The following is a 23,565-nucleotide window of genomic DNA, read 5'->3' as shown; positions in this document are numbered from 1 at the left end:
TTTCTCTCGCTGTGGGCAATTCGAACGGCCCCGAGGCATCGAACGCTTGACGCCAACCTCATTGCCCCGTTGATATTTCGGGCCGATGACATTCATCGCAGCCTCAAGCCGCCGGGAGAAGCGCACCATGGACCAGCAACTCCTCGATCGCCTCGCCATCCGCGACCTCGTCGAGAACTGGGCGGTCTGGCGCGACGCCGGGGACTGGGAGCGTTTTGCGACCGTCTGGCACGAGGAGGGGTGGATGTCCGCCACCTGGTTTCAGGGGCCGGCGCGGGATTTCATGCGCGTCAGCCAGGAGGGGTTCGCCAGGGGCGTGCGCATCCTGCATTTCCTCGGCGGCACCAGCATCGATCTGTCCGGCGAACGCGCCATCGCCCAGACCAAGATGACGATCTCGCAGCGCGCACCTGTGCACGACGTGCTCTGCGACGTCGTCTGCACCGGGCGCTTCTACGATTTCCTGGAGAAGCGGCACGGGAAATGGGGCATCGTCCGCCGCCAGCCGATCTACGAGAAGGACCGGATCGACCCGGTCGATCCCGCCGCGACGCTCCGCCTCGATCAAAAGGCGCTCGCCGCACTTCCCGAAGGCTACCGCCACCTCGCCTACATGCAGGAGCTGATCGGCTACAAGGTGAAGCGCGACATGCCTGGCCTCACCGGTGCGGAGGTCGAGAAGCTCTACGGCGAGGGGCGGGACTGGCTGGCGGGGAAAGCGAAGTGAGCCCCAGACAAAAGTAAGGCGCGACTGGCATCACCACAGTCGCGCCCTACGTCGCCGGCTTATGGGGCAGGGGGGAATAGCCGGCTGCAGAGACGACTCCCGACTACCGGACTCGTTCCAGGCGGTTGCGAATTTTTTTGCATGGGCGCCCCGAGCTTTTCGCACACGGTTAAGTGATCGTGACGGCCGAGAACCGCCGGTCCTCCGCTCGCGTTGTTCCCTCGATCGCCATGGGGCGAGGGATTGACAACCATGTCACAGATTCAAAAGGTATTTTTGGGTGCCTTCGCGATTGCCGCAACGCTTGGCGCCGTGCAATTCGCCTCCGGCCACGATCTGGCCGACCGCTGGCAGGCGGTCGCCGACAAGTCTGACAAGCCGGGACACAACGTCAATCGGGCCGGCAAGACCGACCGGCTGGCCGAGATCAAGCAGCCAGCAGTTCCCACCCGCACCGTGTCGATGCGGCTGAACGACCTCGCCGATACCTCGGTGCTGCTGCGGGTCCCCGCGGTGATCGAGACCGGCAACGCCAAGCCGCCGGTGCTGCTCCAGAACCAGAAGAAGCAGCAGGGCCGCAACAAGCCGACGATCGCCTGCGAGCCGATGGTCAGCTCGCTGACCGAGGTCGCCAAGCTGCTCCAGCCCGGCCGTTGCGTGACCTGAGCGCCCAGCGTCCATGGGCAGGATCGCGTCCGCCCCAGGCAGGGGCTCACCGCTTCACGTCCTCTTGATCCGCCCTCCCATCGCGTTATATCCGGGCTTTCCCCTCTGATTTGACCGGATAAACGCATGACGACGTCAGATACGGCTGTGCATATGCAGCCCTTCCAGGCCGAGGTTTCCGAGCTTCTGCACCTCATGGTGCATTCCGTCTATTCGGAGACCGACATCTTCCTGCGCGAGCTCGTCTCGAATGCCTCGGATGCCTGCGACAAGCTGCGCTACGAGGCGATCGCAAATCCGGCGCTGCTGGGCGAGGGCGACGCGCTCAAGATCCGCATCATCCCGAACAAGACGGCCGGAACGCTCACGATCGCCGACAACGGCATCGGCATGGAGCGGCAGGAGCTGATCGACCATCTCGGCACCATCGCCCGTTCCGGCACCAAGGCGTTCGTGTCCAGGCTGAAGGAAGCCAAGGACGGTCTCGGCCTGATCGGCCAGTTCGGCGTCGGCTTCTATTCCGCCTTCATGGTCGCCGACAGGATCGTCGTCATCAGCCGCCGTGCCGGCGAGAGCGACGTCTGGACCTGGACGTCTTCCGGCGGCTCCGGCTTCGAGATCGCCCGGGCGAGCGAGGAGGACGCCTCGCGCCTCGTGCGCGGGACCGAGATCGTCCTGCATCTCAAGGACGACGCCAAGAAATACCTCGAAACCTACGAGATCGAGCGTATCGTCGGCGCTTACTCCGACAACATCCTGTTCCCCATCGAGCTGGTGCCGGAAGAGGGCGAGCCACGCCAGATCAACTCGGCGAGCGCGCTGTGGCAGCGTTCGAAATCCGAGCTCACGCCGGAGGACTACAAGAAGGCCTATCAGCAGATCGCCTCGGCCTTCGACGATCCCGCGATGACGCTGCACTACCGCGCCGAAGGGCGCTACTCCTACGCCGTGCTGCTGTTCGCGCCCTCGGCCAAGCCGTTCGACCTGTTCGAGCCGAACCGCAAGGGCCGGGTGAAGCTCTACGTCCGCCGCGTCTTCATCACCGATGATGCCGATCTCTTGCCCGGGTACCTGCGCTTCATCCGCGGCGTCGTCGACAGCGAGGATCTCCCGCTCAACATCTCGCGCGAGATGCTTCAGAACAATCCGCAGTTGGCGCAGATACGCAAGGCCGTGGCGACCCGCGTCGTGTCCGAGCTCGAAAGCCTCGCCGACAAGGATGCCGAGAACTTCGCCAGGATCTGGGACGCCTTCGGCGCGGTGCTGAAGGAAGGCATCTACGAGGATTTCGAGCGGCGCGAGAAGCTGCTGGCGCTGTCGCGATTCACCACGACCTCGGGCGAGAAGCGGTCGCTGAAAGAGGTCGTCGCCGATTTCAAGCCGAACCAGACCGAGATCTATTATCTCGTCGGCGACAGCATCGAGCGGCTGAAGTCCAACCCGCGGCTGGAAGCTGCGACCGCGCGCGGCATCGAGGTGCTGCTGCTGTCCGATCCGGTCGATGCCTTCTGGACCTCGATGCCGACGGAGTTCGAGGGCAAGCCGCTGAAGTCGCTGAGCCAGGGCGATCTCAATCTCGACCTGATCCCACGCCTCGACGACAAGGACGAGGCGAAGAAGGACGAGCCCGTCGCCGATGAAGCGGCCACCATCGCCGTGATCAAGGCCGCGCTCGGCGAGCGCGTCAGCGACGTCAAGGCCTCGACGCGCCTCACCAGCTCGGCCTCCTGCCTCGTTGCGGACAGCCAGGGCCCGAGCCGCGAGCTCGAGCGCATCCTGTCGCAGCAGAACCGCGGCATGCGCACCAAGCCGGTGCTCGAGATCAACCTGCGCCATCCGATGGTGGGAGCGATCACCAGGGCCCAGGCCGGCTCCGGGGACGTCGACGATCTCAGCCTGCTCCTGCTCGAGCAGGCGCAGATCCTGGACGGCGAGTTGCCGGAAGACCCCGCGGCGTTTGCGGCGAGGTTGAACCGGCTGGTGCTGCAGGGGCTGGGCTAGCTTGGCGCGGGGTCGTTGCTCGTCATGCCCGGGTCACGTCCGGCCATGACGACGCGCGTCGCGACAAGCCCACCTCACCTTGCCGTCATATGTCCCTGGGAACAGTCGCCTCCGCGGCGGTGTTATGTCATAGGAGGGCGTCGGCATCCGATCTGCCGACGCCACCGATTCGAGGATGTCTCCATGCGTTTGCCGATCCTGACCCTCACCGCGATTGCCACGCTGTTTGTCGCGGCGGATGCCAGCGCGCAGACCTATGATCCGCGCTATCCGGTGTGCATGCACGTCTATACGCTGGGCGGCCGCGGAGGCGGCGGCGACTATTACGACTGCTCCTTCACCTCGCTGCCGCAGTGCCGCGCCACGGCGTCAGGCCGCTCTGCGAGCTGCGACCTCAATCCCTATTATGCCTTCGACGAACCGCCGCCGCCTCCGCGCAAGCGTCACAAGAGGGTATATTGAGCAATCCGGAGCGCAGGAGGGTTCTTCATGCGTTTCTCATTCGGCCTAGTCATGATCGTCGGCGCGGCGCTTGCGACCGTGCCGTCGCACGCGCAGACCTTCGACCCCAATTTTCCCGTCTGCATGCATGTCTATTCCGGCGCGAATGGCGGTGGTGGGGAGTGGTACGACTGCTCCTTCGCGTCGCTGCCGCAGTGCCGCGCCACCGCTTCAGGCCGCGCCGCGACCTGCGATCTCAATCCGTATTATCCGGTCAACGCACCACCGCCACGTCTGCGCCGCGGCAGAATCGGCTAAAGCGCGATGAGATTTGGATGAATCGTCATCGCGCTTTAGGCTGTTGTTGACGCGCGATCTTTCCGGAAACCCGCTTCGCACTTTTCCGGATCATGCTTGAGGTGCCGTGAGGCGCCTTGCTGGTCGCGGCGGCGATCGCATCGGCCAATTGCCAGGTCATCTTGTCCGTGGTCCAGTCGCTGGCATGCAGCCTGGTATCGTCGCCCGGGTCCACCAGGCGGTCGAACGAGATCTTGGCGACCTCATTCCAGCCCTTCATCAGCGAGAAGCGGCGGAAGACGTTGACGCGTTTCTTGTGCGCGATCTGGCTGATCGCCGCGACCATGGCGTCCGCCTTCTTGCGCTTGGCCGGTGTCAGCACCGCCGGCACATATTGCAGGTCCATCAGGGTCACGTCGATCCGCTCGGCGCCGAGCAGTCGGTCGACACCTTCACGGATGGCCTTCGTGGTGGCCGCGAACGAGGGACCGTCGGCCTGCCACACCGAATTGGTGCCGACCTGCCAGATGACGAGATCGGGTTTCAGATCGAAGACGTCGTGGTCGAACCGCTTCAGCTCCAAAGGCGCGTCTTCGCCGCCGACGCCCCGATTGATCACCTCGATTGCGACATTTGGAAATTTGATCCGCAGAGCCGCCAGCAGCCGCTGCGGATAGGGAGCGATGCCGCCTTCGCCCGCCGTGGTCGACGAGCCGATTGCGACCACCCTGGCCTGCCCATCTTTCACGCGGCTGGCAAAATTCGTCAGTGGTTGCTCGAACGGCGCGACCTGGACAGGAAATTCCGACGGATCGAGAGCCACGGGTCGCCTCCCTTTCAACTCCGACAACGCAGGGTAGAAGAGAGTAGCCGGTTTGCCAGGGATCGCCTAGCCGCGGCGAGGCCGGATCGCTATTCCTTCCTGATCCCCGACAACGCGACCACCTTGCGCCAGCGCTCGGTCTCCGCCGTCAGCATGCCGCCGAACGCGCCGGCACTGCCGTGCAGCGGGATCGCGCCGAGCTCGGCGATGCGAGCCTTGATCTCGGCGTCGGAAAGGGCGGTGTCGATCTCGCGGTTGAGGAGGTCGACGATTTCGAGCGGCGTGTCGTGCGGCGCGCCGACGCCGTAGAACGAGCTCGTCTCATAGCCGGCTAGCGTGTCCGCGATCGGCGGCACGTCCGGCAAAATCTCCGAGCGTTCGCGCGTGGTGACGCCGAGCGCGCGCAGTTTGCCGGCGCGCACCAGCTCGAAGGACGAGGTGACGTTGTCGAACATGCCCTGGATCTGGCCGCTCATCACGTCGGTCAGGCCCGGCGCCGAGCCGCGATAGGGCACGTGGGTGAACTGCACGCCGGCCAGCGACTTGAACAGCTCACCGGACAGATGCAGCGAGGTGCCGATGCCGGAGGAGGCGATCGACATCTTGCCGGGATTGGCCTTGGCGTAGGCGATGAAGTCGGCAATGCTCTTCACCGGCAGATCGTTATTGACGACCAGCACCAGCGGGATCCGCGCGACGCCTGCGACCGGCGCGATGCCCTTGGCGAAATCATACGGCAGCGCCGGATCGAACGAGGCATTGATCGCGTTCGCGGTCGAGGTCAGCAGCAGCGTGTAGCCGTCGGGAGCCGAGGCGATCACGGCCTGCGTCCCGATATTGCTGCCGGCGCCGGGTTTGTTCTCGACCACAAAGGTCTGGCCGAGCCGGTCGGACAGGCGCTGGCAGAGCAGTCGTGACAGCACGTCGGTCGCGCCGCCCGGCGCGTAGGGCACCACCCATTTCACGCTGCGCGAGGGATAAGAGGGGTTGCCGAGCGCAAACGCACGCGGCGCAGCGAGCGCGGCTGCGGTACAAGCGGCGGTCCGGAGGAAATGTCGTCTGGTGATCATGATTGCCTCCAGTTCGCCTCTCCCCGCAAGCGGGCGCGGGGATGCGCGCAGCGCGCCCGAATGACTGGACCTGCTATCGCAAGAATCGCCCCGGGCCGCACGCCGTTCCCGCCGGCTTGGTAAAGGATGACTAGAGTTAATCGCGCACTAACCGGCTTTTACCTTGTCTCTTAACGCCTGGGCAGGACGCGCGAGCTAAGCTGCCGGCAACAGCAGACACGTTCCGAAAGAATGAACGGCATGACCACCGGGGTCACCGAGCAACCGAAAGCCGCGCGCGCGCCGTCGGCATCCAAGATCTGGCTGAAGGCCATCGAGCTCACCGCGCGGATCGAGGCGCTGCCGGGCCGCCTGTTCGCCGACGTCGTCGACGATTGGGCGCAGCGCCAGCCCGACCGCGTTGCGCTGATCGCCGATGACGCAACGCTTGATTACGAAGGCCTGGCGAAACGCGTTACCAGCTATGCGCGCTGGGCGCGCTCGGTCGGCGTTGCCAAGGGCGATACCGTTGCGCTGATCATGCCGAACGGCATCGACTATGTCGCGGCGTGGCTCGGCATCAGCCGGATCGGCGGTGTGGTTGCGCTGATCAACACCAGGCTCGTCGGCCAATCGCTCGCGCATTGCCTCGATGTCGCAAGTCCCCTGCACATCATCGTCGCGCACGATCTGGTGGCGATGCTGGAGAGCGCGAAGCCGTATCTGAAGACGGACGCGAAGGTCTGGACCCATGGCGATGCCCGCAGCGAGCGTGCTATCGACGTGGCGCTCGCCGCGCTCGACGACGGTCCGCTGCTGGCGGAGGAACGTGGCGACGTCACCATCGACGACCGTGCGCTGCTGATCTACACCTCCGGCACCACGGGCCTGCCGAAGGCGGCCAGCATCAGCCACCGCCGCATCCTCAATTGGGGTTTCTGGTTCGCCGGCCTCACCGGCGCCACGCCGCAGGACCGGCTCTACGACTGCCTGCCGCTGTTTCACTCGGTCGGCGGCATCGTCGCGCCCTGCAGCATGTTGGCTGCCGGCGGCTCGGTGGCGATCGCCGAAAAATTCTCGGCCTCGCAGTTCTGGCCCGACATCGTCAGGCACGACTGCACGCTGTTCCAGTATATCGGCGAGCTTTGCCGCTATCTGCTCAAGGCACCGCCGTCGGAATACGAGAACCGGCATCGGCTGCGGCTCGTCTGCGGCAACGGCCTGCGCGGCGACATCTGGGAAGATTTTCAGGGCCGCTTCGCCATTCCCCGCATCCTCGAATTCTATGCGGCCACCGAAGGCAATTTCTCGCTATTCAACGTCGAGGGACAGGTGGGCGCGATCGGACGCATTCCGCCGCTGCTTGCGCATCGCTTTCCCGCCGGCATCGTCAAGCTCGACCCTGACAGTGGCGCGCCGCTGCGCAATGAAGACGGCTTCTGCCTCGCCTGCGCCCGCGGCGAGGCCGGCGAAGCGATCGGCCGCATCGGCACCGCGGACCAGGGCGGCGGCCGCTTCGAGGGCTATACCGATGCCGGCGAGACCGAGAAGAAGATTTTGCGCGACGTCTTCGCCAAGGGCGATGCCTGGTTCCGCACCGGCGACTTAATGCGGCTCGACGACAAGGGCTTCTTTCATTTCGTCGACCGCATCGGCGACACCTTCCGCTGGAAGGGCGAGAACGTCGCGACCTCGGAGGTGAACGATGCCGTGCGCGATTTCACCGGCGTGGTCGACGCCACCACCTATGGCGTCAGCATTCCCGGTACCGACGGCCGCGCCGGCATGAGCGCGATCGTCGTGAACGAGGGCTTTGAGATCACCGCACTGCCTGCGCATCTCAGCCAGCGCCTGCCGGCTTACGCCTGCCCGGTCTTCATCCGCATCTCGCGCGAGCTCGATGCCACCGAGACCTTCAAGCAGAAGAAGGGCGAGCTGGCCCGCGAGGGCTTTGACCCGGCCGCGGTCTCCGATCCGCTGTTCATGCTCGAGCCCAAGTCCGGCGCTTATGTTGCGCTCGATTCCAATACCTATGCCGAGATCGTCGACGGTACGATCCGGCTCTAACCGCAACCAAAATCCGGCAGATAGGTCCAATTTTCTCTGAATTGTCCAAGAAGCCATTTACTTCTGTCGGGTAAACAGACGGCCATGGGGAGGCGGTCATCAAGAGCCGCCGCAACACTGCGATCGACAACAAAAGAGAGCCAGCCATGTCGGTAAGGTCTAAGGTCATCGAAGCGATCCAGCAGATCGCCAAGGAGCAGCACGTCACGCTGCCCGCGCTTTCGGACGATCTGTCCCTGCACGAGACGGGCTTCGACTCGCTCGCCTTCGCCATCCTGGTCGCCCGCCTCGAGGATGAGACCGGTGTCGATCCCTTCACCATTTCCGAGGACGCAGCGTTCCCCGCCACGGTGGGCGATTTCGTGCGGGCCTACGAAAATGTCCCCGCGTGAAATCTTTGCGCTCCGCGACCATCTCGGCGCGGAGCTGAAGGGCCGCACGATCTCCGATGCGCATGATGTCGTGTCGCTGACCGACATCCTGTCGCAGACGGTCCTGGCCGGCCGGCTGCACGAATTGTCCGGCCGCGCCGTGCTGCTCAAGCTGTCCGACCAGCTCCGGTCGGGCCTTGCCATGATCGAGCTCGACGGTATCGCCCGTCGCATGCTGCTGTGTCCGCCGGACCTCAACCCGGCGCATCTCGACACGCTGATCGCCGATGCCGGGATCGATGCCGTCGTCACCGACGAGCCCGATCACTGGGCGGAGACCGGCGTGCCGCTCATCGTCACCGCACAATTGCCGCTTCAAGCCACGGCGCCGGCAAGGACCGAGCGCGCCACCGAATGGCTGATGCTCACCTCGGGCACCTCCGGTGTACCCAAGATCGCCGGCCACACCCTGGAAGCGCTGACCGGCGCCATCGTCGCCGAAGGCCCCGCGCGCGGACCTGCGCCGGTCTGGGCCACGTTCTACGACATCCGCCGCTATGGCGGCCTGCAGATCTTCCTCCGCGCCGTTCTCTCCGGCGGCTCGATGGTGCTGTCCGATCCGCATGAGGCGCTCGCCGATCACGTCGCGCGGCTGAATGCGCGCGGCGTCTCGCACATCTCCGGCACGCCCTCGCATTGGCGCAAGCTCCTGATGAGCGGTTCGGCGGCGCACTTCGCGCCGCGCTACGTCCGTCTCTCCGGCGAGATCGCCGACCAGGCCGTGCTCGACGGCCTCAAGGCGGCGTTCCCCAATTCCTCCGTCGGCCATGCCTATGCCTCGACCGAGGCCGGCGTCGGCTTCGCCGTCAATGACGGGCTCGAGGGTTTTCCGGCCGACTATCTCGGCAACCGCAACGGCGTCGAGATGAAGGTCGTGGACGGCTCGCTGCGGATCCGCTCGGCGCGCACGGCCCATGCTTACATCGGCCGCAATGCGGCCGCGCTCGCCGACGAGGACGGGTTTGTCGACAGCGGCGACATTGTCGAATTGCGCGGCGACCGCTATTATTTTGTCGGCCGCCGTGGCGGCATCATCAATATTGGCGGACTGAAGGTCCATCCTGAAGAGATCGAAGCGGTGATCAATCGTCACGCGGATGTGCGGATGTCGCGGGCCAAATCGCGCAAGAGCCCGATTACCGGCGGCATCGTCGTTGCGGACGTGATCCTCACCGAGGGCACCGATCAGGCCCGGGTGAAGGAGATCCGCGACCAGATCCTGGAGCAGTGCCGCGCTCAGCTCGCGTCCCACAAGGTGCCGGCGGTGATCCGCTTCGTCGAAGCGCTCGACGTCACCCCGGCCGGAAAACTGGCGCGCACCGATGCATAACGTTCTCGTCACCGGCGGCAGCCGCGGCATTGGACTGGCGATCGGCGAGCGCCTGGTCGCTGCCGGCTTCAACGTGATCGCGGCGGCGCGCCGCGAGAGCGACGAGCTCAAGGCGGCCATCGCCGCCTCCGACGGCCGCCTGCATTTCCGCGCCTGCGATCTCGCCGTGATCGACGCGATCCCCGCTTTCGCAAAACTCGTGCGCGACGAGTTCGGCCCGATCTACGGCCTCGTCAACAATGCCGGCCTCGGCACCGAAGGCCTGCTCGCCACCATGCACAATTCCGAGATCGAGGCGCTGGTGCAGCTCAACGTGCTGTCGCCGATCATCCTCACCAAATATGTGGCGCGGCAGATGATGGCCGACGGCGCCGGCCGCATCATCAACATCTCATCGATCATCGCGACCACCGGCTACAACGGCCTCTCCGTCTATGGGGCGACCAAGGCGGCCGCGACCGGCTTCACCCGGTCGCTTGCGCGCGAGGTCGGCAAGCTCGGCATCACCGTGAACGCGATCGCGCCTGGTTTCATCGACACCGAGCTCACGCACAATCTCTCTGACGAAGGCCGCAAGCGCATCGCGGGACGCAGCGCGCTGCGCCGTCTGCCGGAGACGGATGACGTCGCACGCATGGTGGAATATCTCCTGGGCGAGGGCGGCCGCAACGTCACCGGTACCGTGTTCACGGTCGACGCAGGGAATACGGCGTAAGCGGAACCGAGCTGCCACAATTGCGTTGATCCGGCGCAATGACAGCACGCCGGATTTGGTCTTAAGATACCCCGCAATCGATTGGGTTACGTCAATCGATCTGCCCTAATCGAAGGGGAGCAGTCGATGGCCACTTCAAACATGACCGCTTCAAGTCAGGCTCTGACCGAGCCATCGCGCGCGAAGCCGGATGACGCCCGCTGTCCGCCGATGTCGCATCAGAATTCCGGCGATCACGGCTACGAGATGTACCCGCAGCAATTCGTGCGTCTGGTCGGTTGCCACGACGTCCCGGCATCCAAGCTGCGCAAGCGCCAGGACGAGAAGCTGCATTAAGCCTTCAGGTCCGATGCTGCTTCGGCAGGTCAATCCGTTGATGTAAGAATTCCGGCGGCCCCTCGGTGAGGCGGCGGATACGGCGATCGCGTTCGTCCTCCGGCAAGGCGGGATCGAGCAGCCCCTCGATCTCATGCACCGCCAGCTCCTCGATCCGGGTGGCGTCCGATGCGACCGAATGCGCTGATGCCGGCGCGGCGGGCGCGATCTTCAGGCCAAGCTCGACCAGCTTGCAGATCGCATCCGAGCGCGACAGTTGATGGACCTCGGCCCAGGCATCCACGGCGGCGGTGAGCATCTCCGGCATTTTGACCGCACTGATCGCATCGAGCCCGGTGCGCCGGCGAACCGGCGAGGCGGAGTCCTTGCTGCCGAAATCAGACACCCCGATCATCCCCGCGCGACCGTTTCAGATGGACCAACCGTAAACGTCATTCGCGGCCGGCTGTTTGATGCCGATCAATGACCATCTGCGGCATTGCGGCGCGCTGCGATCTTGTTGTCCGGCTCCGTTTCGGCCAATGATCGGGAAGCGAACCCTGATCGACCCTGCCACGTATCTGATTTCGGACGCTCCCAACCATCCGGCCTCACCCGATGACATCAGGCGAATCCTTCTACGGCGGCATTCCCGTCTTCCGCGGCTTCACCAGCCTGATGGATCCCTCGCTCTATGCGCCGCTGCCGGACGATTGGAGCATCGGTGTCGCCGACATCGTCGATTCCACCAAGGCGATTGCGGCGCAGCGCTACAAGGCGGTCAACATGGCCGGTGCGGCCGTGATCGCGGCGGTGACCAATGCGCTGGAGGGGCGGGAATTCCCCTTCGTGTTCGGCGGCGACGGCGCGAGCTTTGCGGTCGCGCCCGGCGATCTCGACCGCGCCCGCGATGCGCTGGCGGCGACGGCAACCTGGGTGCGGGAGGATCTCGATCTGAAGATGCGCATCGCGCTGGTGCCGGTGAGCGCCATCCGGGCGCAGGGCCTCGATGTGCGTGTCGCGCGTTTCGGTCCGTCGCCGAACCTGTCCTACGCGATGTTCTCCGGCGGCGGGCTCGCCTGGGCCGATGCCGCGATGAAGCGCGGCGAGTTCGCCGTGTCGGAAGCGCCCGCCGGGACGCAACCTGACCTCTCCGGCCTGTCGTGCCGCTTCGAGGTGATGCCGGCTGCGCGCGGCCTGATCCTGTCGGTGCTGGTGATGCCGGTGCGCGGCGTCGATCCGCAGGCGTTCCGCAAGGTGATCGAGGACATCATCCATCTCGTCGAGCGCAGCCCGGAGGGCGGCCGCCCGGTACCGCCGCAGGGGCCGCCGCTGAAATGGCCGCCGCAGGGGCTGGACTTCGAAGCCCGCACCAGGCGCGGCGGTCCATTGATCGCGCGCAGAGCCACCGTGCTGGCCTATACATTGTTCGCCTATCTGATCATGCGCTTCGACATCAAGATCGGCGGTTTCGTGCCCAGCCTCTACAAACGCCAGGTCGTCGAGAATTCCGACTTCCGCAAATATGACGACGGCCTGCGCATGATTCTCGACTGCACGCCGCAGCTCGAGCGCGCGTTGAGCGATCGTCTCGCGGCCGCCGCGCGCGACGGCGTCGTGCGCTACGGCCTCTATCAGCAGGATGCCGCGATGATGACCTGCTTCACGCCGTCGGCGCTGCGCAGCGATCACGTACACTTCATCGACGGCGCGCGGGGCGGTTACGCCTCGGCGGCGACGGCGCTGAAGGCGATGATGGCGGCGGCGAGCTAGCGCCCCGCGCGCGTCCAGGTCTCGCCGCCGCAGAGCGCGCCGACGCAGCCTTCGACCCGCAATGAATCCGCGCCCGTGACCGTGACGCTGCTCGCATAGGTGCTGCCGTCATCGGCATTGTAGATCTGGCCGGACCATTTGTTCGGAGCTGACGGCTGCATGCCGCTGAACAGCGGCAGGCCGATCATCGGGCGCTTTGCGAGCGCGGGATTGGGATTCTTGCTGTCGGTGGCGGGCTGACCGGTCGCGGTGTCCATGGGCTCGCGCAGCCAGACGATGTGGCCGCAGATGCCGCCGCCGCACTTGCCGATCTTCACGCGGGCATCGCCGGCCTGGGTGAGCCAGGTCCCGTCGGCGCTCTGCGCATGCGCGGCCGTCGCGCCAAGCAGCGCAGTCAGGATGACGGAGAGGATGGCGAATCTGCTGAACATGGAGAGGCCCCGAAAATGGAGGCGCCTCCATAGCAGTCCGGCAGGATAGTGCAACGCCGGATTGAATCACATTCCTGCGCGCGATTTGCCTGCGCTCATTTGCCCCAGCGGGCGAACGCGACCGACGCGGCCGTCAAGAGCCCGAACACGACCATGGCGCCGCCGACCAGCGCGAACAAGGTCCAGGCCGGCGCCTGCGCGATCATGAGGCCGATGCCGCCGATTGCGACGATCAGCAGCCGCGCTGTGGAGGCCAGCACCGGACCGCCGACGCGCGCGGCGCCTTGCGAGGAGAAATACAGCGACACGCCCATGCCGAAAAACACGAAGGCCGGACCTGCAAAGTGGAAGTAGCTGTGCGCCGCCGCCGTGACGCCGGGATCGCGCGTGAACAGCGACACCCACAGTGCGGGATCGAGCGCGACGACGAGGCCGATCGTATCGACGGTGAGGCCGGAGGCCGCTGCCGCCGTCCAGGCCACGCGCCGCGCGCGTTTCACTTGTCCGGCACCCATCGCCATGCCGACCATCGGCACCGAGGCGATGCCGAAGGCGAAGGTGATCGGGATCAGCAAGAATTCCAGCCGCGAGCCGATGCCGTAACCGGCCAGCATCTCGGTGCCGAAGGTCGCGAGGATTCTCGTGAAGATCAGGATGGTGAGTACGGTCTGGAGCGGCGACAGGCAGGCGACCGCGCCCACTTTAAGGATGTCCAGGAACATCGCGCGCTCGAAATGGAACGCGCGGAGGTCGAGTTGCAGCCGGCTGCGGCCGGAGAGGAGATACCAGAGAAAGAAGATCGCGGCGCAGCTGAACGCGATCAGCTGGCCGCTCGCAACGCCGGGCATGCCAAATTGCGGTGCGCCGAACAGGCCGAGCCCCAGCGTGCCGCCGAGCGCGATCTGGAGCACGCTCGCCCCGATCAGAATCATCGACGGCAGGCGCATGTCGCCGGTGCCGCGGATCACGGACGCGAGCGTGTTGACGAGCCAGATCGCGACCGCGCCGGAGAACAGCACCTGCGAATAGCCGCTGGCTTCCTCGAGCACGCGCTCCCGGCCGCCGAGCAGCGTGAAGAACGAGCGGCCGAACGCCAGCATCATCACCGTGAAGAACAGCCCGCCGCAGAGGCCGATGATGGCGGCGTGCAGCGCCAGTGTCGCGGCGCGGTCGCGATTTCCCGCGCCGAGCGCGCGGCTGATCGCCGAGGAGACACCGCCGCCCATCGCGCCCGCACTCATCATCTGCGTCAGCATCGCAAACGGAAACACCAGCGCGATCGCAGCCAGCGGAATGGTGCCGAGCCGGCCGATATAGGAGGTCTCGGCAATCGCGACCAGCGTGCTGCCGACCATCGCGATCATGTTGGGGATCGCGAGCCGCAACAGCGTCGGCAGGATCGGCGCCGTCAGCAGGCCGGCGATGGGGGAGGCGGCGGCCGGGGTTCGGGGCGGCACGGCGTCTATCGGGGCGTCGATCGTCATGTGCCACGGTGCGGAATATTGGATGATGATCGACATATTATAGAGCCGGCGCGGCCCGCGCCAGCCCCCATCTCACGCAGGGCTCACCACGGCAGACCGCATAGGTCGATGGTGCCCAGCGTCGGGGCCCGAACGATGTTGAAGACGTAGGGGGCCATGTAGTCGAAGCGGATTCGCCCCTCCGGCTGCTCGCAATAGACCTCGCCCTTGAAGGGCAGCCAGCTGCGGGCCTCGTAAAACGCGAAATTGTGCGGCTCGCAGAACAGCAGCCCGAAGCGGACCGCCTCGTTGGCGCGCATGGTATGCACCGCGGCGTCGATCGCGATGGTCGCGTAGCCGCGGCCGCGCCGGTCCTCGCGCGTGCAGACGCCGCCGATGCCGCCGACATGAACCTTCTGTCCGTTCCAGGTGACGGTGCGGAAGTAGACGCCGACATGGCAGACGAGGCCGTCCTCGGGCGTCTCGAGCAGCACGCGCAGATCGGCATTGGCCCATTTGACGTGGCTCCAGGCTGGCTTCTCCGCGGCGTCTTGGCCCCAGACCGCGCTGAGCAGCGGCTTTGCAATCGGCCACGAGGCGTCGCCGTTCAAAATGTCGATCTCGATGCTCATGGCGTCGTCCTTCACAGCTCCGGCTTCGTGGCGCGCTTGTTCTGTCTTAAGCGCTTCAAAGGCAATGATATTTTATTGCGAACCGCCGGCTTGATCGACGGCGGCCCGTTGCGACGAATTTGTGCATTCGGGGAAGGCCCCCCATCACGCCTTTTCGCAAATTCTGAGGTATTTAATGGCGGCGGAACCTTCTATAAGGGGTGACCGTTAGAACGTTCCCCACCAGTTGCGGACAAGAACCCATGACCTTTACGCTGCCCCCACTCCCTTACGCCTATGACGCCCTCGGCCAGTACATGTCGAAGGAGACGCTGGAATATCACCACGACAAGCATCATCAGGCCTACGTCACCAACGGCAACAACGCGCTCAAGGGGACCGAATGGGAAGGCAAGTCCCTTGAGGAGATCGTCAAGGGCTCGTTCGGCAAGAACCCCGCCGTGTTCAACAATGCCGGCCAGCACTACAACCACATCCACTTCTGGAGCTGGATGAAGCCCAATGGCGGCGGCACCAAGCTCCCGGGCAAGCTCGAGAAGAAGATCAACGAGGACCTCGGCGGCTTCGAGAAGTTCAAGACCGACTTCCAGGCGGCCGGCGTCGGCCAGTTCGGCTCCGGCTGGTGCTGGCTCCAGGTCAAGAACGGCAAGCTCGAGATCTCCAAGACCCCGAACGGCGAGAATCCGCTGGTGCACGGCGCCACCCCGATCCTCGGTTGCGACGTCTGGGAGCACTCCTACTACATCGACTACCGCAACCGTCGTCCCGACTATCTCAAGGCGTTCGTCGAGAACCTCGTGAATTGGGAATACGTCGAGTCCCTGTTCGACAAGGCCTGAGCCCTCACCTCGTCATTCCGGGACGCGCGAAGCGCGAACCCGGAATCTCGAGATTCCGGGTTCGGCTCTTCGAGCCGCCCCGGAATGACGGAAGTGACAAAGGCGGCCGCCTTTTTGCTGTGCGGAATTCGCCGAACGAGTCCTGCGCGGCGCGCGTATCGGCCTGTGATCCTACCGTTTGCATCGCGTTGGCGGCGCCCTTAATCAGGATGGGCATCACCCTCGATACGACCGAGCCCGTTGTCAGAACTTTCCCCGAAAGCCCCGGCGCCTGCCGAGGACGCAGAGTCCGAGCCGCGGCCGGGACGCGTGCGCAAGCCGATCGGCTGGTCGACCATCATCATCGCGGCCCTGGTGGCGGTGAGCGCGACGCTGGTCTGGCGGCGTGACGGCACCGACGGTGTTCTCGACATCCTCACCCATGACCTGTCGCTGTTCGGCGGCATCCTGCCGCGCGTGCTGGCCGGCTGCCTGCTCGGGGCCTTCATCTCTGAGATCCTGCCGCACGAAAGAGTCTCGCGCTCGCTCGGGCCGAAATCCGGCCTGATGGGCCTTCTGATCGGCACCGCCTTCGGTGCGATCCTGCCCGGCGGTCCCTTCACCGCCTATCCGGTGGCGAGCGCGCTACTCGCGGTCGGCGCCGATTTCGGCGCCACCATCGCCATGGTCGTGAGCTGGACGCTGATCGGCTACGGCCGGGCGGTCGCCTGGGAAATCCCGATCATGGGCACCGATTTCACGCTGTGGCGGATCGTGATCTCGTTGCCGCTGCCGGTGCTCGCAGGCGCCCTCGGCCGCTTCGTCTATGTCCGGCTCTATCCGAAGCCGCTCGCGAAGGATGACGAGAGTTGAGCGCAGCGCTCCTGATCGACATCCTGCTGTGGGGCTCGGTGCTCGGCGTCGGGCTGATCGCCTTCCGCCGCGGCCCGCCGGTGTTCAAGGCCTCCTTGCGCGAAGGTTCGATGGACTTCATCAACATCGTGCCGCGGATTGCGCTGGGCGTGATCGGCTCCGGCTACATCGCCGCGATCATCCCGCAGGAGGTGATCACCGGCTGGCTCGGACCGGACAGCGGCTGGCTCGGTGTTGCCACCGCCGTGGTCGCCGGCGCGGCAACCCCCGGCGGCCCGGTGATCGGCTTCTCTATCGGGACTGTCGCGCTGAAGTCGGGCGGCGGGGTACCGCAGGTGGTCGCCTATGTCGTGGCCTGGGCGCTGTTTGCCTTCCAGCGGGTCATTTTGTGGGAAATCCCGTTTATGCCGGCCCGCTTCGTCTGGTTCCGCTGCGCCGTCTCCGTGCCGTTCCCGTTCGTCGCCGCTGCCATCGCCATGGTGATCGGTAAGCCCTGACCCCGGCGTGGACAGGCGTAATGTTATAATATAACGTTCTCGGATGGTTCCCGCCGCGTCCCACGCCCACCAGCACGACCATGCTCATGGCCACTCTCACGGCCATTCCCATGATCACGCGCACGGGCACGACCACACCCACGCTCATGTTCATGACGCGGCCTCGCCGCATCCGGCCCAGGCGGCGCCCTGGTCGATCCTGCGCATGACCATGGCGGGCCGCCTCGCGGCTGCGCTCGCCGTCTGCGCCGTGCTCTGGGGCGTGGTCTTCCTGGCGATGAGGTGAGGATGGCGGCGCTGCATTTCCATAACGTCACGCTGGGCTATGACCGGCATCCGGCCGTGCATCATCTCGGCGGCGAGGTCGCCCCGGGCGCGCTGGTCGCGGTGATCGGCCCGAACGGCGCCGGCAAGTCGACCTTGCTGCGCGGCATCGTCGGCATCCTCAAGCCGCTCGACGGCAGCATCCATCTCGGCGGGCTCGATGCCCGCGACATCGCCTATCTGCCGCAGAGCGCGGAGATCGACCGCAGCTTCCCGATCTCGGTGTTCGATTTCGTCGGCACCGGGCTGTGGCGCGGCACCGGCCTGTTCGGCGGCATCGGCAAGGCCGCGCGCGAAAAGATTCTCCGCGCGATCGCGTCGGTGGGCCTCAATGGTTTCGAGAACCGGCCGATCGGCACGCTCTCCGGCGGCCAGATGCAGCGCGTGCTGTTCGCGCGCGTGCTGCTTCAGGACGCCAGCCTGATCGTGCTCGACGAGCCTTTCAACGCCATCGACAGCAAGACCACCGCCGACCTGCTCGCGCTGGTGAAGCACTGGCATAGCGAGGGCCGCACCGTGCTCGCCGCCCTCCACGACATGGAGATGGTGCGCAACCATTTCAGCGAGACGCTGGTGCTGGCGCGCGGTCCCGTGGCCTGGGGGCCGACGGCGGAGGTGCTGACGCCGGAGAACCTGATGGTCGCGATGCGGATGTGCGAGGCCTTCGACGACACCGCCGCGGCCTGTGGCGAAGATGGGCGCTCGCAGGCGGCGTGACACCAGATGATCTATGACGCGCTGATCGGCCCGTTCACCGAGTTCGAGTTCATGCGGCGGGCGCTTGCCGCGGTGATCGCGCTGTCGCTGGCGGGCGCGCCGATCGGCGTGTTCCTGATGCTGCGGCGGATGAGCCTCGTCGGCGACGCCATGGCGCATGCGATCCTGCCCGGCGCCGCCATCGGCTTCCTGCTCTCCGGCCTCAATTTGTTCGCGATGACGGCCGGCGGCCTGATCGCCGGCTTTGCCGTGGCGATCCTCGCAGGCGTCGTCGCGCGCTCGACCGGGTTGAAGGAGGATGCTTCGCTCGCAACCTTCTACCTGGCCTCGCTGGCGCTCGGTGTCACCATCGTCTCGATCAAGGGCACCAATATCGACCTGCTCCACGTCTTGTTCGGCAACATCCTCGCGATGGACGACCAGACGCTGCTGGTGGTGGCCTTCAATGCCACGGTCACGCTGCTGGTGCTCGCGGTGATCTACCGCCCGCTGGTGATCGAGAGTGTCGATCCGCTGTTCCTGCGCACCGTGAGCCGGGCCGGTGGACCTGCGCATCTCGCCTTCCTGGCGCTGGTCGTCATCAACCTCGTCAACGGCTTTCAGGCGCTGGGCACGCTGCTCGCGGTGGGGCTCATGATCCTGCCCGCGGGTATCGCAAGGTTCTGGTCGCGCGATCTCACCGCGATGATCTGCATCGCCGTGGTGGCCGCCGCTGTCTCCGGCTATGCCGGCCTCGTACTCTCGTTCCAGACCCGCGTGCCCTCGGGCCCGGCGATCATTCTGGTGGCGACGGTGCTTTACGTCATCTCCGTCCTGTTCGGCCGCGTCGGCGGCATTGTCCGCCAGCTGTTTCCCGGCCGGCATCTGGAAGCCTGACGATGCGGCGTATCCTGCTTTGCGTGTTCCTGCTGATCGCCTCGCCGCTGCACGCCGCGGAGCGGCTCAACGTCGTTGCGAGCTTCTCGATCCTCGGCGATTTCGTCCGCAACGTTGGCGGCGACCGGGTCAGCGTCACGACGCTGGTCGGCCCCGACAGCGACGTCCATGTCTACACGCCGGCGCCGAGCGACGCGAAGCGCGTCGCGGAGGCGAAGCTCGTCATCGTCAACGGGCTTGGGCTGGAGGGCTGGCTGCCGCGCCTCGTGCAGTCCGCAGGCAGCAAGGCGCAAGTGGTCACCGCGAGCGCCGGCATTGCGCCGCTGAAACTCGGCTCGGCTGCGGATCCCCATGCCTGGCAGTCGGTCCCCAATGCCCGGATCTACGTGACCGACATCGCCAACGCGCTGGCCGCGTCCGCTCCTGAGGACGCGGAGTTCTTCCGTGCCCAGGCAAAAGCCTATCTGGAAAAGCTCGAAACGCTGGATCGCGAGGTCCGCGAGGTCGTTGGCAAAGTCCCGCCGGAGCGGCGCAAGGTGATCTCCACCCACGACGCCTTCGGCTATTTCGCCGCCGAATACGGCATCCAGTTCATCGCTCCCCTGGGCGTCTCCACGGAAACCGAGCCCAGCGCGCGGGACATCGCGGCCATCATCGGCCAGATCAAGGCCGCGAGGATCCCGGCCGTGTTCCTGGAAAATATCAGCGACGACCGCCTGATCCGGCGGATCGCGGCCGAGACCGGGGCCAAGGTCGGCGGGACCCTGATTTCGGACGGTTTGACCGGCGAAAAGGGCCCTGCACCCACTTACATTGACATGGTCAGGCACAATATAAAGGCCCTGACCAGCGCGCTTGACCATTAGGGCAGGGGCCACCCCGCCTCGCGTCGCGCGAAAAAGCCTAATAGTCCGGAGTTGTTATGTCTGAAGCGACCGCCCAGAAAATTCCCGTGACCGTGCTGACCGGCTATCTCGGTGCCGGCAAGACCACGCTTTTGAACCGCATCCTGTCGGAGAACCACGGCAAGAAATACGCCGTCATCGTCAACGAATTCGGCGAGATCGGCATCGACAACGACCTCATCATCGGCGCCGATGAGGAAGTGTTCGAGATGAACAACGGCTGCATCTGCTGCACCGTGCGCGGCGACCTCGTCCGCATCATGGACGGGTTGATGAAGCGCAAGGGCAAGTTCGACGCCATCATCGTCGAGACCACCGGTCTTGCCGATCCCGCGCCGGTCGCCCAGACCTTCTTCGTCGACGAGGACGTCCAGAAGAACGCCCGGCTCGATGCGGTAGTCACCGTCGCCGACGCCAAATGGCTGTCCGACCGGCTCAAGGACGCGCCCGAGGCCAAGAACCAGATCGCCTTTGCCGACGTCATCGTGCTGAACAAGACCGATCTCGTCACCAAGCCCGAGCTTGCCGAGGTCGAGGCCCGCATCCGCGGCATCAATCCCTATGCCAAGCTGCATCGCACCGAGCGCTGCTCGGTGGCGCTGGCCGACGTGCTCGACCGCGGCGCCTTCGATCTCGACCGCATCCTCGACATCGAGCCGGATTTCCTGGAGGCCGATGATCATGACCACGACCATGATCATCACCACCATCACGGCCACGACCATCACCACCATGATCATGGCCACGGCCTGAAGCACTATCACGACGAGGACATGCAGTCGCTCTCGCTCAAGACCGACAAGCCGCTCGATCCCAACATGTTCATGCCCTGGCTGCAGAACCTGGTGCAGGTCGAGGGCGGCAAGATCCTGCGCTCCAAGGGCATCCTCGCCTTCCACGATGACGACGATCGCTACGTCTTCCAGGGCGTCCACATGATGCTGGAGGGCAACCACCAGCGGAAGTGGAAGGAGGGCGAGCCGCGCGAGAGCCGCCTCGTCTTCATCGGCCGCGAATTGCCGGAAGAAGCGATCCGCAAGGGTTTCGAGAGCTGCATCGTCTCGTGATGAAAGAGTTTTCGCCGCCCCCCGATTCCGCCTCGATCGTCTCCGTCACCGACCGCGTCAAACCGGTCGCGCTCGGGATGGCCGTGACGTCCGTGCATTTTCTTGGGCCTCGCGCCGCTTTCGTTGGCGGCGAGGAGAACGTCGCGTTCGTCGACGCCAAGGGGGAGATCACCACCGTTGCCGTGCACAGCGGCGGCATTCTCTCCACCGCCTCCGACGGCAAGCGCATCGTGATGGGCGGTGACGACGGCAAGGTGGTCTCGCTCGATGCCAAGGGCGAGGTGACGCTGCTCGCCACCGACCCCAAGCGGCGCTGGATCGACGCGGTGGCGCTGCACGCCGACGGCGCGTTCGCCTGGTCGGCCGGCAAGACGGCGACCGTCAAGAGCGGCAAGAGCGAGGAGAAGTCGCTCGACGTGCCCTCGACCGTCGGCGGGCTCGCGTTCGCGCCGAAGGGATTGCGGCTCGCGATCGCGCATTACAATGGCGCGACGCTGTGGTTTCCGAACATGGAAGGCTCGGCCGAATTCCTGCCCTGGGCCGGCTCGCATCACGCGGTCACCTTCAGCCCCGACAACAAGTTTCTGGTCACCGCGATGCACGAGCCGGCGCTGCATGGCTGGCGGCTCGCCGATAACCGCCACATGCGCATGACCGGCTATCCCGGCCGCGTCCGCTCGATGTCCTGGAGCGCGGGCGGCAAGGGCCTGGCGACCTCCGGCGCCGACACCGTCATCATCTGGCCGTTCGCCAGCAAGGACGGCCCGATGGGCAAGGAGCCCGCGATGCTCGCGCCGCTGCAGGCGCGCGTGTCGGTCGTGGCCTGCCATCCGAAGAACGACATCCTCGCTTGCGGCTACAGCGACGGCACCGTGCTGATGGTGCGGCTCGAGGACGGCGCCGAGATCCTCGTTCGCCGCAACGGCACCCCGCCGGTGGCCGCGATTGCCTGGAACGTCAAGGGCACGCTGCTGGCGTTCGCGGACGAAAATGGGGATGGCGGCCTGCTGGAGCTTTAAACTGTCATCCTTCAGGCCGTAGGGTGGGTAAAGGCGCGCTTGCGCCGTGCCCACGATCTTTCTGCGTTGACGGGAGCCGTGGGCACGCTTCCGCCTTCGCTCTTCGAGCTACGGCGGACAAGTCGCTTTGCCCACCCTACGGCAGCTCACATCCATGCGCTTTCTGACGACCTTCCAGCTGGCCGATTTCGCCGACACGCTGGTCAGCCTGACCACGGCCTTTGTGCTGGGCACGCTGATCGGCGCCGAACGGCAATATCGCCAGCGTACCGCGGGCCTGCGCACCAACGTGCTGGTCGCGGTGGGCGCGGCCGCCTTTGTCGATCTCGCCATGCATCTGACCGGCGCCGACGGCGCAGTGCGGGTGATCTCCTACGTCGTCTCCGGCATCGGCTTCCTGGGCGCCGGCGTCATCATGAAGCAGGGCATGGACGTGCGCGGGCTCAACACCGCGGCAACGCTGTGGGCCTCGGCCGCGGTCGGCTCCTGCGCCGGCGCCGACCTCGTCGCCCAGGCCGCGGTGCTGACCGTGTTCGTCATCGCCGGCAACACCATGCTGCGCCCGCTGGTCAACGCCATCAACCGCATCCCGCTGAACGAGAAGGCACTGGAGGCGACCTACTACTTCAAGCTGGCGGTCGCGACCGACGCATTGCCTGATATGCGCGACCGCCTCGTCGACAAGCTCGAGGCCGCGAAATACCCGGTCGCCGATATCGATGTCGCCGAGATCGGCGAGGACATCATGGAAATCGCCGCCAAGCTGGTCGCGACCGCGGTCGACCCGAACGAGCTGAACGCAGTGGCGACCGATCTCCAGCATCTGCCGGGCGTGCGCCACGCCACCTGGGAAGTCAGCACGACCGAGTGAGCGCGGCCTCTTGGTGCGTGATGAGGCGGTTCCCGCCTTCGCGGTCTCGGAACCGGCGCGCCCCAGCTTCGTTGATTCCGCGGACAAAGGCGGTGATCGACATGCCCGGCCCAGATGACAAGCGCAGACTGAAGCTCGACCTGACAATTGCCGGCTCGCTGTTCGCAGCAGGCGTCGTGGTGTCGGTGATGTCGCTGGCACAAATCCGCGCCGAAAGCCGGGCGGAGCTGGCGCAGGCGACGCAGCCGCTCCAGGGTACGCCGTCCGACGAGCAGGACAAGACGCCCGCGGAAGCCAAGCCCGGCGGCGACCGGCCGACCACCCCGGCCCCCGAGCCCGCGCGGCCCGAGCCGCAGACGCAGGGCACGGCGACCAAGCCGGCACTGCCGCCGGCGCCGGCCGAAAAGATCGCGCCGCCGATTGAGAAGAAGTAGCTG

28 protein-coding genes are annotated in these 23,565 nt (G+C 65.7%); 22 read left to right on the top strand and 6 right to left on the bottom strand.

From position 1 onward, the window contains the following. Positions 1-127: 127 nt before the first annotated feature. From JQ603_RS20795 to JQ603_RS20775, 5 genes are all read left to right on the top strand, one after another. Positions 128-727 carry a nuclear transport factor 2 family protein gene (locus JQ603_RS20795; RefSeq protein ID WP_212342136.1) on the top strand — a complete coding sequence of 200 codons (600 nt, stop codon included), beginning with the start codon at positions 128-130 and terminating at the stop codon, positions 725-727. Positions 728-979: 252 nt separating this feature from the next. Beyond that, entirely contained in the window at positions 980-1,393 is a 414-nt protein-coding gene (locus JQ603_RS20790) for a hypothetical protein (protein WP_212342134.1), read from the top strand. A 126-nt stretch (positions 1,394-1,519) separates the two neighbouring features. Further along, a complete protein-coding gene (gene htpG, locus JQ603_RS20785; protein ID WP_212342132.1) occupies positions 1,520-3,394 on the top strand; it encodes a molecular chaperone HtpG in 1,875 nt (624 codons plus the stop codon). Positions 3,395-3,577: 183 nt separating this feature from the next. Next, entirely contained in the window at positions 3,578-3,856 is a 279-nt protein-coding gene (locus JQ603_RS20780) for a DUF3551 domain-containing protein (RefSeq protein ID WP_212342130.1), read from the top strand. A 27-nt stretch (positions 3,857-3,883) separates the two neighbouring features. After that, the gene (locus tag JQ603_RS20775; RefSeq protein WP_212342128.1) at positions 3,884-4,153 is read left to right on the top strand and encodes a DUF3551 domain-containing protein; all 270 of its coding nucleotides are present in this window, start codon (positions 3,884-3,886) and stop codon (positions 4,151-4,153) included. A 25-nt stretch (positions 4,154-4,178) separates the two neighbouring features. On the opposite strand, the gene JQ603_RS20770 is transcribed toward JQ603_RS20775, so the two are convergent. Together JQ603_RS20770 and JQ603_RS20765 are read right to left on the bottom strand one after the other, a co-directional pair. Next, entirely contained in the window at positions 4,179-4,955 is a 777-nt protein-coding gene (locus tag JQ603_RS20770; RefSeq protein WP_212342126.1) for an SGNH/GDSL hydrolase family protein, read from the bottom strand. Positions 4,956-5,044: 89 nt separating this feature from the next. Next, complete coding sequence (locus tag JQ603_RS20765; RefSeq protein ID WP_212342125.1) at positions 5,045-6,025, bottom strand: Bug family tripartite tricarboxylate transporter substrate binding protein; 981 nt, start codon at positions 6,023-6,025, stop codon at positions 5,045-5,047. A gap of 231 nt (positions 6,026-6,256) precedes the next feature. Between JQ603_RS20765 and JQ603_RS20760 the strand changes: the two genes are divergently transcribed. The 5 genes from JQ603_RS20760 (at position 6,257) to JQ603_RS20740 (ending at position 10,883) form a co-directional block, all read left to right on the top strand. Next, positions 6,257-8,071: a long-chain-acyl-CoA synthetase gene (locus JQ603_RS20760; protein WP_212342123.1), complete on the top strand. Its 1,815-nt coding sequence runs from the start codon at positions 6,257-6,259 to the stop codon at positions 8,069-8,071. Positions 8,072-8,217: 146 nt separating this feature from the next. After that, the gene (locus JQ603_RS20755) at positions 8,218-8,463 is read left to right on the top strand and encodes an acyl carrier protein (RefSeq protein WP_015688794.1); all 246 of its coding nucleotides are present in this window, start codon (positions 8,218-8,220) and stop codon (positions 8,461-8,463) included. Beyond that, positions 8,450-9,832, top strand: coding sequence for a class I adenylate-forming enzyme family protein (locus tag JQ603_RS20750; RefSeq protein WP_212342121.1), 1,383 nt, complete (start codon positions 8,450-8,452; stop codon positions 9,830-9,832). Before JQ603_RS20755 ends, JQ603_RS20750 begins: the two co-directional genes overlap by 14 nt. Next, positions 9,825-10,547 (top strand): SDR family NAD(P)-dependent oxidoreductase, encoded by a 723-nt coding sequence (locus tag JQ603_RS20745; protein WP_212342119.1) that lies wholly within the window; start codon positions 9,825-9,827, stop codon positions 10,545-10,547. The genes JQ603_RS20750 and JQ603_RS20745 overlap by 8 nt, the downstream gene beginning before the upstream one ends. Before the next feature lie 126 nt (positions 10,548-10,673). After that, complete coding sequence (locus JQ603_RS20740) at positions 10,674-10,883, top strand: hypothetical protein (RefSeq protein WP_212342118.1); 210 nt, start codon at positions 10,674-10,676, stop codon at positions 10,881-10,883. A gap of 4 nt (positions 10,884-10,887) precedes the next feature. On the opposite strand, the gene JQ603_RS20735 is transcribed toward JQ603_RS20740, so the two are convergent. Further along, the gene (locus JQ603_RS20735; protein ID WP_212342116.1) at positions 10,888-11,277 is read right to left on the bottom strand and encodes a hypothetical protein; all 390 of its coding nucleotides are present in this window, start codon (positions 11,275-11,277) and stop codon (positions 10,888-10,890) included. 203 nt (positions 11,278-11,480) lie between these two features. Here JQ603_RS20735 and JQ603_RS20730 point away from each other — a divergent pair, with 203 nt between their 5' ends. Beyond that, on the top strand, positions 11,481-12,635 hold the full coding sequence (locus tag JQ603_RS20730; protein ID WP_212342114.1) for a DUF3095 domain-containing protein: 1,155 nt from the start codon (positions 11,481-11,483) through the stop codon (positions 12,633-12,635). On the opposite strand, the gene JQ603_RS20725 is transcribed toward JQ603_RS20730, so the two are convergent. From JQ603_RS20725 to JQ603_RS20715, 3 genes are all read right to left on the bottom strand, one after another. Next, the gene (locus JQ603_RS20725; RefSeq protein WP_212342113.1) at positions 12,632-13,066 is read right to left on the bottom strand and encodes a DUF2147 domain-containing protein; all 435 of its coding nucleotides are present in this window, start codon (positions 13,064-13,066) and stop codon (positions 12,632-12,634) included. The genes JQ603_RS20730 and JQ603_RS20725 overlap by 4 nt on opposite strands. Positions 13,067-13,161: 95 nt before the next feature. Beyond that, complete coding sequence (locus JQ603_RS20720) at positions 13,162-14,550, bottom strand: MATE family efflux transporter (protein WP_212342456.1); 1,389 nt, start codon at positions 14,548-14,550, stop codon at positions 13,162-13,164. An 83-nt stretch (positions 14,551-14,633) separates the two neighbouring features. Next, complete coding sequence (locus JQ603_RS20715) at positions 14,634-15,161, bottom strand: GNAT family N-acetyltransferase (RefSeq protein ID WP_212342112.1); 528 nt, start codon at positions 15,159-15,161, stop codon at positions 14,634-14,636. A gap of 242 nt (positions 15,162-15,403) precedes the next feature. Here JQ603_RS20715 and JQ603_RS20710 point away from each other — a divergent pair, with 242 nt between their 5' ends. The 11 genes from JQ603_RS20710 to JQ603_RS20660 all read left to right on the top strand — a co-directional run bounded on the left by JQ603_RS20710 (position 15,404) and on the right by JQ603_RS20660 (position 23,562). Beyond that, a complete protein-coding gene (locus JQ603_RS20710) occupies positions 15,404-16,000 on the top strand; it encodes a superoxide dismutase (protein WP_026312923.1) in 597 nt (198 codons plus the stop codon). A 240-nt stretch (positions 16,001-16,240) separates the two neighbouring features. Then, positions 16,241-16,852, top strand: a complete 612-nt coding sequence (locus tag JQ603_RS20705; protein WP_212342111.1) for a permease — start codon at positions 16,241-16,243, stop codon at positions 16,850-16,852. Next, positions 16,849-17,349, top strand: coding sequence for a hypothetical protein (locus tag JQ603_RS20700; protein WP_212342110.1), 501 nt, complete (start codon positions 16,849-16,851; stop codon positions 17,347-17,349). The genes JQ603_RS20705 and JQ603_RS20700 overlap by 4 nt, the downstream gene beginning before the upstream one ends. Positions 17,350-17,392: 43 nt before the next feature. After that, entirely contained in the window at positions 17,393-17,635 is a 243-nt protein-coding gene (locus tag JQ603_RS20695; protein ID WP_018648561.1) for a hypothetical protein, read from the top strand. Between the two features lie 2 nt (positions 17,636-17,637). Next, a complete protein-coding gene (locus JQ603_RS20690; RefSeq protein WP_212342109.1) occupies positions 17,638-18,390 on the top strand; it encodes a metal ABC transporter ATP-binding protein in 753 nt (250 codons plus the stop codon). A 6-nt stretch (positions 18,391-18,396) separates the two neighbouring features. Then, positions 18,397-19,266, top strand: coding sequence for a metal ABC transporter permease (locus tag JQ603_RS20685; protein ID WP_212342108.1), 870 nt, complete (start codon positions 18,397-18,399; stop codon positions 19,264-19,266). Positions 19,267-19,268: 2 nt separating this feature from the next. Then, on the top strand, positions 19,269-20,132 hold the full coding sequence (locus tag JQ603_RS20680) for a metal ABC transporter substrate-binding protein (protein ID WP_212342106.1): 864 nt from the start codon (positions 19,269-19,271) through the stop codon (positions 20,130-20,132). Positions 20,133-20,188: 56 nt separating this feature from the next. After that, on the top strand, positions 20,189-21,238 hold the full coding sequence (locus tag JQ603_RS20675) for a CobW family GTP-binding protein (RefSeq protein WP_212342104.1): 1,050 nt from the start codon (positions 20,189-20,191) through the stop codon (positions 21,236-21,238). Continuing rightward, positions 21,238-22,257: a WD40 repeat domain-containing protein gene (locus JQ603_RS20670; RefSeq protein ID WP_212342102.1), complete on the top strand. Its 1,020-nt coding sequence runs from the start codon at positions 21,238-21,240 to the stop codon at positions 22,255-22,257. Before JQ603_RS20675 ends, JQ603_RS20670 begins: the two co-directional genes overlap by 1 nt. Positions 22,258-22,411: 154 nt before the next feature. Continuing rightward, positions 22,412-23,128, top strand: a complete 717-nt coding sequence (locus JQ603_RS20665) for an MgtC/SapB family protein (RefSeq protein WP_212342100.1) — start codon at positions 22,412-22,414, stop codon at positions 23,126-23,128. A gap of 101 nt (positions 23,129-23,229) precedes the next feature. Continuing rightward, complete coding sequence (locus tag JQ603_RS20660; protein WP_212342098.1) at positions 23,230-23,562, top strand: hypothetical protein; 333 nt, start codon at positions 23,230-23,232, stop codon at positions 23,560-23,562. The last annotated feature ends 3 nt before the right edge of the window (positions 23,563-23,565 follow it).

The sequence above is a fragment of the Bradyrhizobium liaoningense genome (genome assembly GCF_018130825.1).
GTDB classification, from domain to species: domain Bacteria; phylum Pseudomonadota; class Alphaproteobacteria; order Rhizobiales; family Xanthobacteraceae; genus Bradyrhizobium; species Bradyrhizobium liaoningense_B.
Note: the sequence above shows the minus strand (reverse complement) of the source record. Positions and strands in the feature narration are given on the sequence as shown.

Excerpts from the sequence above, each read along its gene's own strand:
- JQ603_RS20730 (WP_212342114.1), top strand. The coding sequence starts at position 11,481 with ATGACATCAGGCGAATCCTTCTACGGCGGCATTCCCGTCTTCCGCGGC.
- JQ603_RS20790 (WP_212342134.1), top strand. The coding sequence starts at position 980 with ATGTCACAGATTCAAAAGGTATTTTTGGGTGCCTTCGCGATTGCCGCA.
- JQ603_RS20675 (WP_212342104.1), top strand. The coding sequence starts at position 20,189 with ATGTCTGAAGCGACCGCCCAGAAAATTCCCGTGACCGTGCTGACCGGC.
- JQ603_RS20780 (WP_212342130.1), top strand. The coding sequence starts at position 3,578 with ATGCGTTTGCCGATCCTGACCCTCACCGCGATTGCCACGCTGTTTGTC.
- JQ603_RS20680 (WP_212342106.1), top strand. The coding sequence starts at position 19,269 with ATGCGGCGTATCCTGCTTTGCGTGTTCCTGCTGATCGCCTCGCCGCTG.
- htpG (WP_212342132.1), top strand. The coding sequence starts at position 1,520 with ATGACGACGTCAGATACGGCTGTGCATATGCAGCCCTTCCAGGCCGAG.
- JQ603_RS20695 (WP_018648561.1), top strand. The coding sequence starts at position 17,393 with ATGGTTCCCGCCGCGTCCCACGCCCACCAGCACGACCATGCTCATGGC.
- JQ603_RS20665 (WP_212342100.1), top strand. The coding sequence starts at position 22,412 with ATGCGCTTTCTGACGACCTTCCAGCTGGCCGATTTCGCCGACACGCTG.
- JQ603_RS20685 (WP_212342108.1), top strand. The coding sequence starts at position 18,397 with ATGATCTATGACGCGCTGATCGGCCCGTTCACCGAGTTCGAGTTCATG.
- JQ603_RS20725 (WP_212342113.1), bottom strand. The coding sequence starts at position 13,066 with ATGTTCAGCAGATTCGCCATCCTCTCCGTCATCCTGACTGCGCTGCTT.
- JQ603_RS20720 (WP_212342456.1), bottom strand. The coding sequence starts at position 14,550 with ATGACGATCGACGCCCCGATAGACGCCGTGCCGCCCCGAACCCCGGCC.
- JQ603_RS20660 (WP_212342098.1), top strand. The coding sequence starts at position 23,230 with ATGCCCGGCCCAGATGACAAGCGCAGACTGAAGCTCGACCTGACAATT.
- JQ603_RS20775 (WP_212342128.1), top strand. The coding sequence starts at position 3,884 with ATGCGTTTCTCATTCGGCCTAGTCATGATCGTCGGCGCGGCGCTTGCG.
- JQ603_RS20760 (WP_212342123.1), top strand. The coding sequence starts at position 6,257 with ATGAACGGCATGACCACCGGGGTCACCGAGCAACCGAAAGCCGCGCGC.
- JQ603_RS20750 (WP_212342121.1), top strand. The coding sequence starts at position 8,450 with ATGTCCCCGCGTGAAATCTTTGCGCTCCGCGACCATCTCGGCGCGGAG.
- JQ603_RS20745 (WP_212342119.1), top strand. The coding sequence starts at position 9,825 with ATGCATAACGTTCTCGTCACCGGCGGCAGCCGCGGCATTGGACTGGCG.
- JQ603_RS20710 (WP_026312923.1), top strand. The coding sequence starts at position 15,404 with ATGACCTTTACGCTGCCCCCACTCCCTTACGCCTATGACGCCCTCGGC.
- JQ603_RS20670 (WP_212342102.1), top strand. The coding sequence starts at position 21,238 with ATGAAAGAGTTTTCGCCGCCCCCCGATTCCGCCTCGATCGTCTCCGTC.
- JQ603_RS20755 (WP_015688794.1), top strand. The coding sequence starts at position 8,218 with ATGTCGGTAAGGTCTAAGGTCATCGAAGCGATCCAGCAGATCGCCAAG.
- JQ603_RS20765 (WP_212342125.1), bottom strand. The coding sequence starts at position 6,025 with ATGATCACCAGACGACATTTCCTCCGGACCGCCGCTTGTACCGCAGCC.
- JQ603_RS20715 (WP_212342112.1), bottom strand. The coding sequence starts at position 15,161 with ATGAGCATCGAGATCGACATTTTGAACGGCGACGCCTCGTGGCCGATT.
- JQ603_RS20690 (WP_212342109.1), top strand. The coding sequence starts at position 17,638 with ATGGCGGCGCTGCATTTCCATAACGTCACGCTGGGCTATGACCGGCAT.
- JQ603_RS20735 (WP_212342116.1), bottom strand. The coding sequence starts at position 11,277 with ATGATCGGGGTGTCTGATTTCGGCAGCAAGGACTCCGCCTCGCCGGTT.
- JQ603_RS20740 (WP_212342118.1), top strand. The coding sequence starts at position 10,674 with ATGGCCACTTCAAACATGACCGCTTCAAGTCAGGCTCTGACCGAGCCA.
- JQ603_RS20795 (WP_212342136.1), top strand. The coding sequence starts at position 128 with ATGGACCAGCAACTCCTCGATCGCCTCGCCATCCGCGACCTCGTCGAG.